We start from the raw sequence: 14,612 nt of genomic DNA on the forward strand, positions 1-14,612 counted from the left end.
ATCACACGGTGATGGCATCCAGCGGCCAGCGCGGCTTCACGTCAAAGGCGTAGTCGGTGTTGGCCTGCTGCTGCCCTGCCTGCAGCCGCATGGCCGCTGCCATGGCAATCATGGCGCCGTTGTCGGTGCACAGGTGCAGCTCAGGGTAGTGCACGCGCACCTTGGCCGCAGCGCAGGCCGCATTGAGTTGCGCACGCAGGTGCCGGTTGGCCCCTACGCCACCGGCGACCACCACACGTTTCAGGCCGGTCTGCTTGAGCGCGGCCAGCGTCTTCTTCACCAGCACTTCGACAATCGCAGCCTCGGTGCTCGCCGCCAGGTCGGCCTTGCGTGCCTCCAGCTCATCGCCCAGCTTCTTGGCCTGCGTGAGCACCGCTGTCTTGAGCCCGGCAAAAGAGAAGTCGAGATTGCCGCTGTGCAGCAGCGGGCGTGGCAGCTTGAAGGCCGTGGCATCGCCCTGCTCAGCCAGGCGCGACAGCGCAGGGCCCCCGGGGTAGCCCAGGCCCATGAGTTTGGCGGACTTGTCGAACGCCTCGCCAGCCGCATCGTCAATGGTCTCGCCCAGAATCTCGTAACGGCCCACGCCATCCACCCGCATCAGCTGCGTGTGGCCGCCCGAGACGAGCAGGGCCACAAAAGGGAACTCTGGCGGGTCGGCGCTGAGGAAGGGCGACAGCAGGTGCCCCTCCAGGTGGTGCACGCCCAGCACCGGCTTGTTCAGCGCCGCACCCAGCGCGCAGGCCACGCCAGCGCCTACCAGCAGCGCACCCGCCAGGCCCGGGCCGCGCGTGTAGGCCACCACGTCCACATCGGCCAGCGACTGGCCAGACTCGGTAAGCACCTGCGTTGCCAGCGGCAGCACGCGGCGGATGTGATCACGGCTGGCCAGTTCGGGGACCACGCCGCCATAGGCCTGGTGCATCTCGATCTGGCTGTGCAGCGCGTGCGCCAGCAGCGTAGGCACGGCATTGCCCGTGGAACGGACCAATGCCACGCCCGTCTCGTCGCACGAAGATTCAATACCCAGGATCAGCAAGCTCATGCCCCGAGTGTAAAACCCGGGGCCGATCCGTCCCGGAGGGCTGTTTACCAGCGGTCCGACCGCATGCGCAGTTCCCAGTTGCCGCTGCGCAGCTCGTACACACCCACGGCACCGTAGCGTTGCTCGCCCTTCTCATCCCAGGTCATGGTGCCAATCACCGGGGCATAGCCGTTGATGCTGTGCAGGGCCTTGGTGATTTCCTTGGGGTCGGCGGACTTGGCTTTCTGGATGGCTGCTGAGAGCACATACGTGCTGTCGTAGCTGTAGTGGCCGCCATAGGCAGGAGGCTTCTTGAAGGCGGCGATGTACTTTTCCAGGAAGGGCTTGCCGGTGGTGAACTCCTTGGCTTCCAGCACTGGCGAGGTGGCGTACAGCCCCTGCACGATGCCTGCGCCCTTGGTCATGTCGGTGGTCTTGATGGTGTCGCCACCCAGCAGGCTGACCTTGGTGTGGTCTACCTTCTTGAGCGCTTCGAGCAGCGCCAGGGCCTGGAAGTCGTTGAGGGTAGAAACAATCACCTCCACGTTGGCGGCCTTGAGTTCACCGGCCAGCTCGTCGAAGGCCACGGTCTTGTCGTCGAACGACTTGCGCACCACCACTTCCTTTTTCTCGGTCTTGAGCTGTTCGGCAGCGCCATCGGCCAGGCCCTTGCCGTAAGGGGTGCCGTCGTCCAGCGCGGCGTAGCGGTTGGCGCCCAGCTGCGTGGCCGCAAAGGAGCCGATGGCGCGCGCCTGCAAGGTGTCGTTGGCCACCATGCGGAACGTGGTGGGAAACCCGAGCTGCGTGAACTTGGGATTGGTGGAGATGGCGATCTGTGGAATGTCCTTGGCGGCGTAGATGGGGGCGGTCTCAATGCTCACGCCCGAGTTGAGGTGGCCCACCACGGCTACCACGCCCGCATCCACCAGCTGCTGGGCGACCGCCTTGCCGGTGGTGGCGTCGGCCTTGTCATCCACGGACACGACCTCCAAGGTCACGCGCTTGCCGTCCACGGTGTAGCCGGACTTGTTGAGTTCCTCCACCGCCAGCTTCACGCCATTGAGCAGATCCTGCCCCAGGGCGCCCAGCGGGCCGCTCAAAGGCTGTGCAACACCAATTTTGATGGTGTCCGGCACCTTGCCGCATCCGGTCAGGAGTGCAGCAGTCGCCACTGCGGTCAAGGCCAGGCTGGCCGAGAAGCGGCGCCGGTTCATGTGCTTGTTCATGCAAAAAACTCCATTTCAGTGTGTCTGTGTGACCAGATGTATATGCGACGCCCTGCTGGGTGAGCTACCGGGTATGCCCTCCCACGGTGTCAGTATTAGCAACTTTCAGGCCCCACAACGGGGGCCAGGGCACCCAGGCGTGGCGGGCCTGGGGCGGGTATGGGCCCTGCGTGAAAGCCCATCGCAGCGGCGCTCTGGGGCCGTGCACCACCCCGGCGCACCAATTTGTGGCGTAAAAATTGCTTATGCTTACGGGTATGAATGAGGCTTTGCGCATCGTGGTGGTTGCCCCGGATCTGGCAGTCGCCGACCCTGACGACGAACACGCCGTGGAGCAGGCGGAACGGTCGCGGGCGCTGCGCATCGGGCTGCTGGAGAACAACTTCAACCTGGTGGCCACGCTGCCCGCCGACGTGTTTCTGAGCGAGCGCATTGCCCAGCTGCAGCCTGACCTGATCATCGTGGACGCCGAGAGCGAGGCCCGCGACGCGCTGGAGCATGTGGTGATGGCCACACGCGACGAACGCCGCCCCATCGTGATGTTCACCAACGATGAAGACACCTCGCACGTGAAGGACGCGGTGGCGGCCGGTGTGTCTGCCTATATCGTGGCAGGCTTGGCACCGCAGCGCATCCGCCCCATTCTGGACGTGGCCATGGCCCGCTTCCAGCACGAACAGGCCTTGCGCGCCGAGCTGGCCGACGCCAAGACCGAGCTCAAAGACCGCAAGACCATCGACCGCGCCAAGGGCCTGTTGATGCAGCGCCAGGGCCTGACCGAACAGGCCGCCTACGAGAAACTGCGCAAGACCGCCATGGACAAGGGCCTGAAGCTCGTGGACGTGGCTCAGCGCATGCTGGACGTGATGGATCTGCTGGGGTAAAACCAGAGAACAACCCCCTGAGCGGCTGCGCCGCTTCCCCCTTCTCTCGAATGACTGCGTCATTCGAGAGAAGGGGGACGATGCCCTCGCTGCGGGGCGGCCCTTGCTTGGCATCCCTCGCCTGGGCCGCGCCCAATTCCAAGGCCCCTCCCAAATGGTGCGCCGCACAAAGGCAGTGCGACCACACTGATCACAACAAGAACATCCCTGCTACAAGCCCCGCAGGCGTTTAGCGCTTATCAATCAACCGCAGACAGCTATCTATTCCACAGCAACCAACGCTCCAACATGGCGCAGCGCACGCTGGCACGCGCTTTGCATTGCACAGTGCAAGACCAATGCAGGTCTGACCACTGACAGCACTGACCCAACGGCGGGCCGGTGCTGGCAAGGAGCCCCGGACCCGTTCCAGGCTCCAACCAGGACAAAGGCGTCCCCACCCGCTCCCGGCGTTGCTTTGATGCAGCCGGGCGCGGTGTGAGGACGCCTTTTTTGTTTTTCACGCCACCAGGGATGCCCCATGACCGATCTGTTGAAAACCAGCCTCAACCGCCGCACCGTGCTGCAGGCCGCCACCGTGGGCGCTGTGGGTGTAAGCCCCGCGCTGCGCGCGCTCGTCCACGCAGCGGGCTCCGACGCCCCCGAGAAGAAGGAAGTCAAGATCGGCTTCATCCCGCTGACCGACTGCGCCAGCGTGGTCATGGCTTCGGTGCTGGGCTTCGACAAGAAATACGGCGTGACCATCGTCCCCAACAAGGAAGCCAGCTGGGCCGGCGTGCGTGACAAGCTGGTGAACGGCGAACTGGACTTTGCCCATGTGCTCTACGGCCTGGTCTATGGCGTGCATCTTGGCACCGCCGGTCCCAAGAAGGACATGGCCGTGCTGATGAACCTGAACAACAACGGTCAGGCCATCACCCTCTCCAAGGCCCTGGCCGACAAGGGTGCGGTGGATGGCCCGTCCCTGGCCAAGCTCATGGCCAGCGAGAAGCGTGAATACACATTTGCGGGCACCTTCCCCACCGGCACCCATGCAATGTGGATGCACTACTGGCTGGCAGCGGCGGGCATCAACCCGCTGTCGGGTGCCAAGCTCATCACCGTGCCCCCGCCGCAGATGGTGGCCAACATGCGCGTGGGCAACATGGACGGCTTTTGTGTGGGCGAGCCCTGGAACCACCGCGCCATCATGGATGGCATCGGCATCACGGCCAACACCACGCAGGACATCTGGAAGGACCATCCCGAGAAGGTACTGGGCACCACGGCCGAGTTCGTCAAGAAGTACCCCAACACTACGCGTGCCGTGATGATGGCCGTGCTCGAAGCCAGCCAGTGGATCGACGCCAGCCTGTCCAACAAGATGAAGATGGCCGAGACCGTGGCCGGCAAGGCGTATGTGAACACGGGCGTGGATGCCATCAACCAGCGCATCCTGGGCCGCTACCAGAACGGTCTGGGCAAGACCTGGGACGACCCCAACCACATGAAGTTCTTCAACGACGGCGCGGTGAACTTCCCCTACCTGTCGGACGGCATGTGGTTCCTGACCCAGCACAAGCGCTGGGGCTTGCTGAAGAGCCACCCCGACTACCTGGCCGTGGCCAAGGAAGTGAACCAGGTGGACCTGTACAAGTCGGTCGCCAGCGCCATGAAGATCAGCGTGCCCAAGGATGTGCTGCGCACCAGCAAATTCATCGACGGCGTGGTGTGGGACGGCAAGGACCCCGCCAAGTACGCCGACGGCTTCAAGATCAAGGCCTGACGGCAACCCTGCCCCAGCGCCCGCCCGGCCACCCCGCAAGCAAGCCCTGCACAGGAGAAAACCATGGTCAGTGCCGTCTTTCACTCCCCGTTGGATGCAGCCCCCGTGGCCGCACAGAATGCTATGAATACTGTAGCTGCAAGCGCATCATCCACTAGCGCAAGAAGCCAAAAGGCTGCGATATCTGCCCCCAAGGCACCTGCAACGCCCTCCAGCGTGGCCACTGGCCGCGACTGGTCCGCCCTCTCGCGCAGCTTCTGGCTGGCCGTGCTGCCGCCGCTGTGTGGCCTGGGCCTGCTCATCGGCCTGTGGGCGGTGGTCTCCACCACCACGGGCGGCAGCATCCCCAGCCCCAAGGACACCTGGCTACAGGCGCTGGAAGTGTTCAGCAACCCCTTCTACCGCAACGGCCCCAACGACCAAGGCGTGGGCTGGAATGTGCTGATGAGCCTGCAGCGCGTGGCCATCGGCTTCGGCATGGCGGCGCTGGTGGGCATTCCGGCGGGGTTTGTGATCGGACGCTTCAACTTCCTGTCGCGCATGTTCAATCCGCTCATCAGCCTGCTGCGCCCAGTGTCGCCGCTGGCGTGGCTGCCGATCGGTCTGCTGGTCTTCAAGGGCGCCAACCCGGCGGCCATCTGGACCATCTTCATCTGCTCCATCTGGCCCATGATCATCAACACCGCCGTGGGTGTGCAGCGCGTACCGCAGGACTACATGAACGTAGCGCGCGTGCTCAACCTGAGCGAATGGAAGATCGCCACCAAGATCCTGTTCCCCTCCGTGCTGCCCTACATGCTGACCGGTGTGCGCCTGGCCGTGGGCACCGCGTGGCTGGTGATCGTGGCGGCCGAGATGCTGACCGGCGGCGTGGGCATCGGCTTCTGGGTGTGGGACGAGTGGAACAACCTCAACGTCAAGAACATCATCATCGCAATCTTCGTGATCGGCATCGTCGGGCTGCTGCTGGAGTTTGCACTCATCAAGCTGGCCACCGCATTTACGTTTGAAGAGGTGAAAGCATGAACACGACAGCTCCATCCACCCACCCTTCCATGAGCACCAAGTTCATCGAGATCCACAGGGTCGAGCAGACCTTCAAGACGGCCAAGGGCCTGTTCCCGGCGCTGCGCGACATTCACCTGACGATTGCCAAGGGCGAGTTCGTGGCGCTCATCGGCCACTCGGGCTGCGGCAAGTCCACCTTGCTCAACCTGATTGCCGGCCTGACCACGCCCACCAACGGCGCGCTGCTGTGCGCCAACAAGGAGATCAAGGGCCCGGGGCCGGAGCGCGCGGTGGTGTTCCAGAACCACTCGCTGCTGCCCTGGCTCACCTGCTTTGACAACATCTACCTGGCCGTGGAGCGCGTGTTTGGCGCCAAGGAAACCAAAGCCCAACTCAAGGCCCGCACCGACGCCGCACTGGCGCTGGTGGGCCTGACCCACGCGGGGCAAAAACGCCCCGGTGAAATCTCGGGCGGCATGAAGCAGCGCGTGGGCATCGCCCGGGCCCTGAGCATGGAGCCCCAGGTGCTGCTGATGGACGAGCCCTTCGGCGCGCTCGACGCCCTGACCCGCGCCAAGCTGCAGGACGAGTTGCTGGAGATCGTGGCGCGCACCCAAAGCACCGTGGTGATGGTGACCCACGACGTGGACGAAGCCGTGCTGCTGTCCGACAAGATCGTGATGATGACCAACGGCCCGGCCGCCACGATTGGCGAGGTGCTGACCGTGGACTTGCCCCGCCCCCGCAAGCGCGTGGAGCTGGCCGAGGACCCGCAGTATGTGCACTACCGCAAGGCGGTGATCGACTTTTTGTACACCCGGCAGGGGCATGTCGAGAAGGCGGCCTGACCCCGACCCAAGGCTTGGCTCACTCGCGAATCGGCGTGACCGCCGGTGGTACTGCACAATTCAGCCTCCCGCGCCGCCTGCTTGCGGCGTCCGGTAGCAACTTTTTTGTGAACCACCGCGTCACACCATGGCATCGCAGTTCCCATTTTTCCCGCGCTCGCCCGCATCAGGCAACAGTTTCAATATCGATCAGGCGTACCAACAGGCGCTGGCCTTGCATCGGGGAGGGCAAATTCAGAATGCCGCGAACCTGTATCAGCAGATCCTGCGAAAAAAACCTGAGCATGCGGGCAGCCTGCACATGCTGGGAGTGGTCGCACTCTCCAGCAGTGCTTTTGGGAAAGCCAAAGAGCTGCTGACCGAAGCCCGAAGGCTGCTACCCCAGGATGCTGGCGTCCACGTGAATCTGGCGCTGGCTCTGGCGGAATGTGGCCTCACCGAAGAAGCACTTCAGTGCATCGACCAGGCTTTGGCCTTGAACCCGGCCATGCCGGCAGCACGCGTCAACCGGTTGGCGTTGCTGGTCATGGCGAGCCGCTATGACATGGCGCTGCAGGATGCGGAGGCCCTGGCTTCGGCAGGCATTGATCATCCGGAAATTCAGATCAACCGGGGCATAGCCCTGCTGGAGCTCCAGCGCCCTGAAGAGGCGGCCCGTTGCTTCGAAAAAGTATTGCAGGGCACCCCTCAGCATGCCAAGGCCCACAACAATCTCGCCAAAACCCTGATCGCCCTGGACCAGTTCGACGCGGCCATTGGCCACGCCAATCAGGCGCTGTCGATTCAGCCCCACTACCCCGATGCGGTGAGTACCAAAGCCCGCGCATTGGTCAAGCAACGCCTGCTCCCCGAAGCAGAGCTGCTACTGAAAAACGCCTCGGAGACCTTCCCGCCAACGCCGGCATTGCTTCTGGACCATGCCAACTGCCTGATCGACCTTCGACGGTTCAAGGACGCCATCGCTCAGGTGGAACGCGCACTGGCCGGCGCCCCGGAAAACGCTGTGGCCTACACGGTGGGCGGCCGCGCTCTCGCCGCCCTGGGCAGGCACGAGGATGCCATTGGAAATTTCGACAAAGCCTTGTCCATCGACCCCGGGCTGCATGCTGCGCGTTTTGCAAAAGCAGCATCGGAAATTGATTTGAAGCGGTTTCCCCAGGCCATCGCCAATTTGAAGGCCTGCGACACCGATCCATCCACACTGCTTCCCATCCAGATGCAGATTTGTGACTGGCAAGATTTTCAGAAGCGCAGGGAGGAACTGGGTGGGATCGCCATCGAAAACCAACGCAATCCTTTCCCGTTTCTGGCCATGCTGGACAGTCCAGAGACGCATCTGCGGATTGCGCAGGCACACCTCGAACATCTGAATGCACGGCAAGCGCAACTGGTCGATTTTCTCCGGCGCGCGCCGGGGAAAATCCGTGTCGGCTACTTTTCCGCCGACTATTTTCATCATGCCACCACGCACCTGATGATGGAACTGCTGGACAGCCACGATCGAGAACGATTCGAGATACATGCTTTCTCCCTGGGACCTCAACGTTATGACGCTGCCAGAGAAAAAGTGGTCCAAAGTGTGGATGGATTTCACGACATCAGCGGCTTGACGGACAAGGAAGCCGCAGCGCTGAGCAGGTCGCTGAACATTGACATCGCCGTAGATCTCAAGGGATTCACCATGGACGGGCGATTGGGCCTTTTTGCCGAACGCTGCGCTCCCATCCAGGTCAGCTACCTCGGCTATCCGGGCACCACCGGCGCGGATTACATGGACTACGTCATCGCGGATGAAATCGTCATTCCATCAGACAAGCAGCGATTCTTCACGGAAAAGCCGGTCTACATGCCGCACAGCTACCAAGTGAACAACAGCCAGCGGGTGATCTCCTCACGCCAGTTCACGCGCACCGAATTGGGCCTGCCAGAGGACGCATTCGTGTTCTGTTGCTTCAACAACAACTACAAGATCCTGCCAGATACCTTCGACAGCTGGATGCGCATCCTGCAAGCAGTACCGGGAAGTGTTTTGTGGCTTTTCAAGGACAACGATGCGGCAGCTGAAAATCTGCGTAAGGAAGCAGAGCGCCGAGGCATCAGATCAGACCGCCTGGTGTTCGCGTCACGCCTACCGGCAGACGAGCATCTGGCCCGCCACGGAGCTGCGGACCTCTTCCTGGACACCCTGCCCTATAACGCTCACACCACTGCCAGCGATGCGTTGTGGGCTGGTTTACCTGTACTGACGCTGGCGGGCCAATCGTTCGCTGCCCGCGTGGCCGCCAGCCTGCTCACCGCCGTGAACCTGGACAGCTTGATTACGCAGACGCAGCAAGAATATGAAGCCACAGCCATTCATCTTGCAAACCACCGAGAAGCACTCACGGCGTACCGCACGGTGCTCCACGCGCAGCGCTCACTGTCACCCCTCTTCGACGGACGGCGATTCACCCATGACCTGGAGACCGCGTATCGCATGATGGTGGAACGCCACGAGTCAGGTTTACCGGGGGAAACCATTGTGGTACCACCTTGGTCACACACGGGTGGTTGAGTGCCGTGACGGAAGTGGCGTTCTTGGCCCTTTGCGGGAGCTGAGCTGAATTCAGTCAGTGCCCCCCGGTGATGTAGTTCTCCAACTGCTCAATGATGAATTTCTGCTCGGAGATGATGTCCTTGACCAGGTCGCCAATGGAAATCATGCCCACCAGCTTGCCGTTGTCCACCACGGGCAGGTGGCGCAGGCGGTTGTTGCTCATGAGCTGCATGCACTGCTCGCTGGTCTGGTCCGGGCGCACAAACATCACGGCCGAGGTCATCACATCCTTGACCTGGGTGACGGCTGAAGTGCGCCCCATGAGGGCGATTTTTCGGGCGTAGTCCCGCTCGGTGAAGATGCCGACGATGGACGCGCCCTCGGTCACGATGAGCGCGCCAATGCCCTTGTCAGCCATGAGTTGGAGGGCGTCCAGCACGGAAGCAGCAGGGCTGATGGTATGGACGGTGGCATCGGGTTTGGACTGAAGAATCTTGGCGACTGCGGTCATGGAAACCTCCCTCGTGAAAACGGAAACGGGCACAGGGAGATTTCAGCCCATAAGCCCCGTGGGCGCAACCCGCGCAAGCCCCATGTGCGGCGCTTTTTGATCATCTGTTGCACGGCGAATGCAACGGATGTTTCTGCGCAGTTGCATACCGCCTCGCGCGAAACAAACTGAAAAGAAGCGAAACCGCGGCGAGACGACGCCCCCGGCCTGCCCCGGCACGATGGAGCCCATGTTCAACGCACCGACCACGTTCACCTCTGCGGCATCTGTTGCCTGCCAGCGCCCGGCGGATTCCATGGCAAACCGCCAGGGTTCCGAGGGCAGGCAGACACGGCAGACGGCCCGGAAGATTGTTTCCAATACTGGAACAGTTAGTTCGCGACTCAGTGGTTTTTCTCTGAACAGCACCGGCGTACAGTTCATCCCATCGATGAGCCGAACCCGCAAGGCGACTCACCGAACCCGGTGCGAAGCGAGTCGTTTCTGATCTTCACCCGGTTTTTTGAGACGCTTTTTTAACTTCAAGGATTTCCATCATGAACAACACCGCACGTTTCCTGTCTATCGCCGCTGTTGCTGCTTTCGCTTCTTTCGGTGCCCAGGCCGACGAAGCCGACGCTTCGCAGTTCGCCACCCAATTCGAAACCAGCCGCACCCGCGCCGAAGTGATCGCCGAAGCCGCTACGGCTGTGCAAATGCGCAGCCAAGAGCCCGCAGGCTCCCGCGTGGTGACCTACAAGTCCACGGCTGACCGCGCTGCCGTGCGTGCCGAAGCTGCCGCACAAGCCATGCGCACTGGCCGCGTGGGCCCTGCTGAAGGCGGTTGATTCAATTTTTTGAATCCACAGCTTCACCCACCGCGTATTCCAGACACCTCGTTCCCATTTTTCGAATTTCATAGGAGTTTCATCATGAACAAGACTGCCCGTTTCCTCTCCATCGCTGCTGTTGCTGCTTTCGCCTCTTTTGGTGCCCAGGCTGACGAAGCCGATGCTTCGCAATTCGCCACCAAGTTCGAAACCAACCGCACCCGCGCTGAAGTGCAAGCCGAAGCCGCTACCGTGGCTCAAACACGCAGCATTGAACCCGCTGGTTCGCGTGTGGTGACCTACAAGTCCACCGCTGACCGTGCTGCTGTGCGTGCCCAGGCTGCTGAAGCTGTGCGCACTGGCCAGATCTCTTCCGGCGAAATCGGCTCCCTGTAATTGGACCGGCCTGCACTTCGGTGCAGATGAAAGATTGCAAATGCCAAAAGGCCGAGGCCCCAACAGGGGCCTCGGCCTTTTTCATGGCGCTTCGCGACACGGAGAGGTTCGAAGCCTGCCATCGACAGCTCAAAGGCTGCCAATGGCGTCCACCCCGATTTACTTGCCAGCGCGCGCCTGGGCCACGGCCCCTTGCACTTCCTTCCACAAGCCCTCGCCCACGTTGGCGGCAATGCTGGCGTTCACGGCGCTGAGCTTTTCGCGCATGCGGTTGGCTTCGGCGGCGGGCAGTTCGTTGACCTGCATGCCCTTGCCCTTGAGGTCGGCCAGCGCCTTGTCGGCCTCGGCACGCGTGTCCTGGCGCTCGAAGTCGCGGCTCTTCTTGGCGGCGTCGAGCAGCACCTTCTGCTCAGCCTTCGACAGGCCATCCCAGTACTTCTTGCTGACCAGCACGATCCAGGGGCTGTAGACGTGGTTGGTCACCGTGAGGTACTTCTGCACCTCATAGAACTTGCTCGACAGGATGGTGTTGTAGGGGTTCTCCTGGCCGTCCACCGTCTTGGTTTCCAGCGCGGTAAAGAGTTCGGAGAACGGCAGCGGCACAGCGTTGGCACCCAGGGTCTTGAAGCTGTCGAGGAACACGTTGTTCTGCATCACGCGCAGCTTGATGCCGTCCATGTCTTCGAGCTTGTTGACCGGGCGCTTGCTGTTGGTGAGGTTGCGGAAACCGTTCTCCCAGTACACCAGGCCCACCAGGCCCTTTTCCTGCAGCTTGTCCATCACCTTCTGGCCCACGGGGCCATCGAGCACCACGTCGGCTTCCTTGGCGTTGTTGAACAGGAACGGCGTGTCCCAGATCGCCATTTCCTTGGTGATGCCCACCAGCGTGGCCGTGGAGCCCACCATCATCTCCTGCGCGCCGCCGATCAGGGCCTGCTGCATCTGCACGTCAGAGCCCAGCGCAGCAGCACCTATGGCGCGAATCTTCATCTTGCCGCCCGAGGCCTTTTCCACTTCCTGGGCAAACAGTTTGGTGGCCCGGCCCTGGTTGGAGTCCTCGTTGAGGCCGTAGCCAAAACGGATGATGCGCGGCTTGAAGTCTTGGGCTGCGGCCTGGAACGAGCAGGTGATGGCAGCGACCGACAGGGCGGCCAGCAGGGTGCGACGGAAAGTTTTCATGGTTGTCTCCATTGGCAAGAAAAACGGGGAAGAGGAGCAGGCAAACGGCTAGCGCAGCCAGACGACGGGCGCAGTCACGATCTGCGGGAAGACCACCAGCAGCGCCAGGATCAGCACGTAGGTGATAAGAAACGGGTTCACGCCCTTGATGACGCTGTGCATCGAGATGCGCCCCACCCCGGCCACCACGTTGAGCACCGTGCCCACCGGCGGGGTGATGAGGCCGATGGCGCCGTTGAGCACGAACATCAGGCCGAAATACACCGGGTCAATCCCCGCCTTGACGGCGATGGGCAGCATCACGGGCGCAAAGATCAGGATGGTGGGCGTGAGGTCCAGCGCCGTGCCGATGAGCACCAGCACGATCATCATCACAGCCATCAAGAGGCGCGGGTTCTCCACCAGCGGGCCCAGCCAGTTCGTCAGCACATTGGGCAGGTCGGCCAGCGTGATCATGTAGCTGGCCACTTGGGCACCAGCACACAAAAACATCACGATGGAGGTCGTCTTGGCCGCCCGCACCAGCACGCCGTAGATGTCGGCAAGCTTCATCTCGCGGTGGATGAACAAGGCCACCACCAGCGCATAGAACGCAGCCACCACGGCGGCCTCGGTGGGCGTGAACACGCCGGTCTTCATACCGCCGATGATGATGAGCGGCATCAGCATCGCCCAGAAGGCGCGCACGGTGGCCCGCAAGCGGTCCTGGATGGGCAGGGGCTCGCCCTTTGGCAGGTCCATGTCGCGCAACACCCAGCGCCAGGCAAAGATGAGACCCACGCCCATCATCAGCCCCGGCACGATGCCCGACACGAACAGCGCCGAGATCGAGGTGTTGGTCGTCACACCGTAGATCACAAAGGGCATGGACGGCGGAATGATCGGCGCGATGATGCCGCCCGAGGCAATCAGCCCGGCAGACGTGTTCATGGGGTAGCCCTGCTGGCGCATCATGGGCAGCAGGATGGTGGCCAGCGCGGCGGTGTCGGCCAGGGCCGACCCGCTCATGCTCGCCATCAGCACCGCAGCACCAATGGCCACATAGCCCAGCCCGCCCCGGATGTGCCCCACCCAGGCCTGCGCCATGTCGATGATGCGGCGGCTGATGCCGCCTGAGTTCATCAACTCACCCGCCAGGATGAAGAAGGGCACGGCCAGGAGCGGAAAGCTGTCCACCCCGGCCACCAGGTTCTGTGCGAGCAACTGCGCATCCCAGAAGTCGAGCACCCAGGCCATGCCTGCGCCCGTGAGCACCAGGGCGAGGCCCATGTTCATGCCGGTGCCCATCAGCACCAGCATGCCCAGCGAAAAAACAAGAAAAGCCTGCGCTTCGGGTCCCATGGTCACTCCACCTCAGCGCCATGACCGAGGTCCAGCGGCTTGCGTTGAATCAATTCGACGGTTGCCATCACACCAATGGCCACCGCGCACAAAAAGGCCGGCAGCGGCAGCAGCGCAGCGGGGTAGGCCATGACGACCGAGCGGCTGCCCATGCCCACCACCACCTGCTGCCAGGCACCCCAGGCCAGCATCGCGCTGGCGGTGATCACCAGCAGCCGGATCACGGCGGTCAGCAGGCCAAAGGCCACCGGGCGCTTAGCCAGCAGGCCTGCCAGGCTGGTGAAGGCCATGTGTTCGCCTGCCGGATAGGCCGCTGCGGCACCGATGAACACCATCCAGACGAACAACAGGCGCGACAGTTCTTCACTGGCTGCCACGCCGCTGCCAAAGCCGTAGCGCAGCACCACGTTGATGAACACGGCCACGGCCATCACACCCAGGCAGCTGGCCATGAGCACCTGGGAGATCCGCGCAAAGCGGCTCTGCGGCACGGCTTGTTGTGCGGGGGAACTCATGCGGTCTCCTTCGTGGCCAGCCAGGCCGAGGCTTGCTGTTGCAGCGTGGGCAGGTCCAGCAATGCATCCAGGCGCAGCACGCCCGCCTCGCCCACGGGGGATTCCAGCGTGGCGAACTGGCTGTCCACCAAGGCGCTGGAGAAAAAGTGGGTGCCCGCACGGGCGGCCACGCGTTGGCCTGCGCTCGCGCGGTCGATCTCCAGAAAGACGAAACGCAGCCCGGGGCACGCGTTGCGCAAGCGGTCCCGGTAGACCTTCTTGAGCGCCGAGCAGGTCAACACCGCGCCCTGGGGCTGGGCTTGCAGCAGTTGCCCCAAGGTGGTCAGCCAGCCTTCCCGGTCTGCATCGGTCAGTGCAATGCCTTGGCGCATCTTTTCGCGGCTCGTGGGGCTGTGGTGGTCGTCCCCTTCGATCAGGGGCAGGCTCTCGGCCTGTGCCAGGGCAGAACCCAGGCTCGACTTGCCGCAGCCCGCCACGCCCATGACGACCACAAAAGCGGGTGACGCTTGAAAACTCATATTGGTAGCGCTATCCAAACAATCCATAAAAAAGGCACCCGGTCTGGATGCCGCA

At 62.7% G+C, this 14,612-nt stretch carries 15 protein-coding genes; 7 read left to right on the plus strand and 8 right to left on the minus strand.

The annotated features are described in order from the left end of the window. Position 1: 1 nt before the first annotated feature. Together tsaD and ATF69_RS15615 are read right to left on the minus strand one after the other, a co-directional pair. Positions 2-1,042: a tRNA (adenosine(37)-N6)-threonylcarbamoyltransferase complex transferase subunit TsaD gene (gene tsaD / locus ATF69_RS15610; RefSeq protein WP_146871526.1), complete on the minus strand. Its 1,041-nt coding sequence runs from the start codon at positions 1,040-1,042 to the stop codon at positions 2-4. Positions 1,043-1,086: 44 nt separating this feature from the next. Continuing rightward, positions 1,087-2,247: a branched-chain amino acid ABC transporter substrate-binding protein gene (locus tag ATF69_RS15615; protein ID WP_146871527.1), complete on the minus strand. Its 1,161-nt coding sequence runs from the start codon at positions 2,245-2,247 to the stop codon at positions 1,087-1,089. Between the two features lie 257 nt (positions 2,248-2,504). On the opposite strand from ATF69_RS15615, the gene ATF69_RS15620 reads away from it, so the two are divergent. The 5 genes from ATF69_RS15620 to ATF69_RS15640 all read left to right on the plus strand — a co-directional run bounded on the left by ATF69_RS15620 (position 2,505) and on the right by ATF69_RS15640 (position 9,306). Further along, positions 2,505-3,131, plus strand: a complete 627-nt coding sequence (locus ATF69_RS15620) for an ANTAR domain-containing response regulator (RefSeq protein WP_056058325.1) — start codon at positions 2,505-2,507, stop codon at positions 3,129-3,131. Between the two features lie 520 nt (positions 3,132-3,651). Further along, a complete protein-coding gene (locus ATF69_RS15625) occupies positions 3,652-4,896 on the plus strand; it encodes a CmpA/NrtA family ABC transporter substrate-binding protein (protein ID WP_056743994.1) in 1,245 nt (414 codons plus the stop codon). A gap of 63 nt (positions 4,897-4,959) precedes the next feature. Continuing rightward, the gene (gene ntrB, locus ATF69_RS15630; protein WP_146871528.1) at positions 4,960-5,922 is read left to right on the plus strand and encodes a nitrate ABC transporter permease; all 963 of its coding nucleotides are present in this window, start codon (positions 4,960-4,962) and stop codon (positions 5,920-5,922) included. Next, complete coding sequence (locus ATF69_RS15635) at positions 5,919-6,752, plus strand: ABC transporter ATP-binding protein (RefSeq protein ID WP_146871529.1); 834 nt, start codon at positions 5,919-5,921, stop codon at positions 6,750-6,752. Before ntrB ends, ATF69_RS15635 begins: the two co-directional genes overlap by 4 nt. Before the next feature lie 127 nt (positions 6,753-6,879). Continuing rightward, positions 6,880-9,306, plus strand: a complete 2,427-nt coding sequence (locus tag ATF69_RS15640) for a tetratricopeptide repeat protein (RefSeq protein WP_146871530.1) — start codon at positions 6,880-6,882, stop codon at positions 9,304-9,306. A 55-nt stretch (positions 9,307-9,361) separates the two neighbouring features. On the opposite strand, the gene ATF69_RS15645 is transcribed toward ATF69_RS15640, so the two are convergent. Both ATF69_RS15645 and ATF69_RS15650 read right to left on the minus strand, forming a co-directional pair. Continuing rightward, a complete protein-coding gene (locus tag ATF69_RS15645) occupies positions 9,362-9,799 on the minus strand; it encodes a CBS domain-containing protein (RefSeq protein ID WP_146871531.1) in 438 nt (145 codons plus the stop codon). Positions 9,800-9,841: 42 nt separating this feature from the next. Then, on the minus strand, positions 9,842-10,222 hold the full coding sequence (locus ATF69_RS15650; protein WP_146871532.1) for a hypothetical protein: 381 nt from the start codon (positions 10,220-10,222) through the stop codon (positions 9,842-9,844). Positions 10,223-10,335: 113 nt separating this feature from the next. Between ATF69_RS15650 and ATF69_RS15655 the strand changes: the two genes are divergently transcribed. Together ATF69_RS15655 and ATF69_RS15660 are read left to right on the plus strand one after the other, a co-directional pair. After that, complete coding sequence (locus ATF69_RS15655) at positions 10,336-10,626, plus strand: DUF4148 domain-containing protein (protein ID WP_056058312.1); 291 nt, start codon at positions 10,336-10,338, stop codon at positions 10,624-10,626. A gap of 84 nt (positions 10,627-10,710) precedes the next feature. After that, positions 10,711-11,004, plus strand: coding sequence for a hypothetical protein (locus ATF69_RS15660; RefSeq protein WP_056743987.1), 294 nt, complete (start codon positions 10,711-10,713; stop codon positions 11,002-11,004). 159 nt (positions 11,005-11,163) lie between these two features. Here the strand turns inward: ATF69_RS15660 and ATF69_RS15665 are convergent, their stop codons facing one another. From ATF69_RS15665 to ATF69_RS15680, 4 genes are read right to left on the minus strand one after another with little or no spacing between them, the layout of a single operon-like run. Further along, on the minus strand, positions 11,164-12,183 hold the full coding sequence (locus tag ATF69_RS15665; RefSeq protein ID WP_015015151.1) for a TRAP transporter substrate-binding protein: 1,020 nt from the start codon (positions 12,181-12,183) through the stop codon (positions 11,164-11,166). Positions 12,184-12,231: 48 nt separating this feature from the next. Beyond that, on the minus strand, positions 12,232-13,524 hold the full coding sequence (locus ATF69_RS15670; RefSeq protein WP_146871533.1) for a TRAP transporter large permease: 1,293 nt from the start codon (positions 13,522-13,524) through the stop codon (positions 12,232-12,234). Positions 13,525-13,526: 2 nt separating this feature from the next. Next, on the minus strand, positions 13,527-14,039 hold the full coding sequence (locus tag ATF69_RS15675; RefSeq protein WP_056743984.1) for a TRAP transporter small permease: 513 nt from the start codon (positions 14,037-14,039) through the stop codon (positions 13,527-13,529). Further along, on the minus strand, positions 14,036-14,557 hold the full coding sequence (locus tag ATF69_RS15680; RefSeq protein WP_235511549.1) for a gluconokinase: 522 nt from the start codon (positions 14,555-14,557) through the stop codon (positions 14,036-14,038). The genes ATF69_RS15675 and ATF69_RS15680 overlap by 4 nt, the downstream gene beginning before the upstream one ends. Positions 14,558-14,612 lie beyond the last annotated feature (55 nt).

Origin of the sequence: Acidovorax delafieldii, from assembly GCF_007993815.1 — a bacterium.
GTDB classification, from domain to species: Bacteria; Pseudomonadota; Gammaproteobacteria; order Burkholderiales; family Burkholderiaceae_C; genus Acidovorax; species Acidovorax delafieldii.

Coding starts and splice junctions, on each gene's coding strand:
- tsaD (WP_146871526.1), bottom strand. CDS start 1,042: ATGAGCTTGCTGATCCTGGGTATTGAATCTTCGTGCGACGAGACGGGC.
- ATF69_RS15615 (WP_146871527.1), bottom strand. CDS start 2,247: ATGAACAAGCACATGAACCGGCGCCGCTTCTCGGCCAGCCTGGCCTTG.
- ATF69_RS15620 (WP_056058325.1), top strand. CDS start 2,505: ATGAATGAGGCTTTGCGCATCGTGGTGGTTGCCCCGGATCTGGCAGTC.
- ATF69_RS15625 (WP_056743994.1), top strand. CDS start 3,652: ATGACCGATCTGTTGAAAACCAGCCTCAACCGCCGCACCGTGCTGCAG.
- ntrB (WP_146871528.1), top strand. CDS start 4,960: ATGGTCAGTGCCGTCTTTCACTCCCCGTTGGATGCAGCCCCCGTGGCC.
- ATF69_RS15635 (WP_146871529.1), top strand. CDS start 5,919: ATGAACACGACAGCTCCATCCACCCACCCTTCCATGAGCACCAAGTTC.
- ATF69_RS15640 (WP_146871530.1), top strand. CDS start 6,880: ATGGCATCGCAGTTCCCATTTTTCCCGCGCTCGCCCGCATCAGGCAAC.
- ATF69_RS15645 (WP_146871531.1), bottom strand. CDS start 9,799: ATGACCGCAGTCGCCAAGATTCTTCAGTCCAAACCCGATGCCACCGTC.
- ATF69_RS15650 (WP_146871532.1), bottom strand. CDS start 10,222: ATGAACTGTACGCCGGTGCTGTTCAGAGAAAAACCACTGAGTCGCGAA.
- ATF69_RS15655 (WP_056058312.1), top strand. CDS start 10,336: ATGAACAACACCGCACGTTTCCTGTCTATCGCCGCTGTTGCTGCTTTC.
- ATF69_RS15660 (WP_056743987.1), top strand. CDS start 10,711: ATGAACAAGACTGCCCGTTTCCTCTCCATCGCTGCTGTTGCTGCTTTC.
- ATF69_RS15665 (WP_015015151.1), bottom strand. CDS start 12,183: ATGAAAACTTTCCGTCGCACCCTGCTGGCCGCCCTGTCGGTCGCTGCC.
- ATF69_RS15670 (WP_146871533.1), bottom strand. CDS start 13,524: ATGGGACCCGAAGCGCAGGCTTTTCTTGTTTTTTCGCTGGGCATGCTG.
- ATF69_RS15675 (WP_056743984.1), bottom strand. CDS start 14,039: ATGAGTTCCCCCGCACAACAAGCCGTGCCGCAGAGCCGCTTTGCGCGG.
- ATF69_RS15680 (WP_235511549.1), bottom strand. CDS start 14,557: ATGAGTTTTCAAGCGTCACCCGCTTTTGTGGTCGTCATGGGCGTGGCG.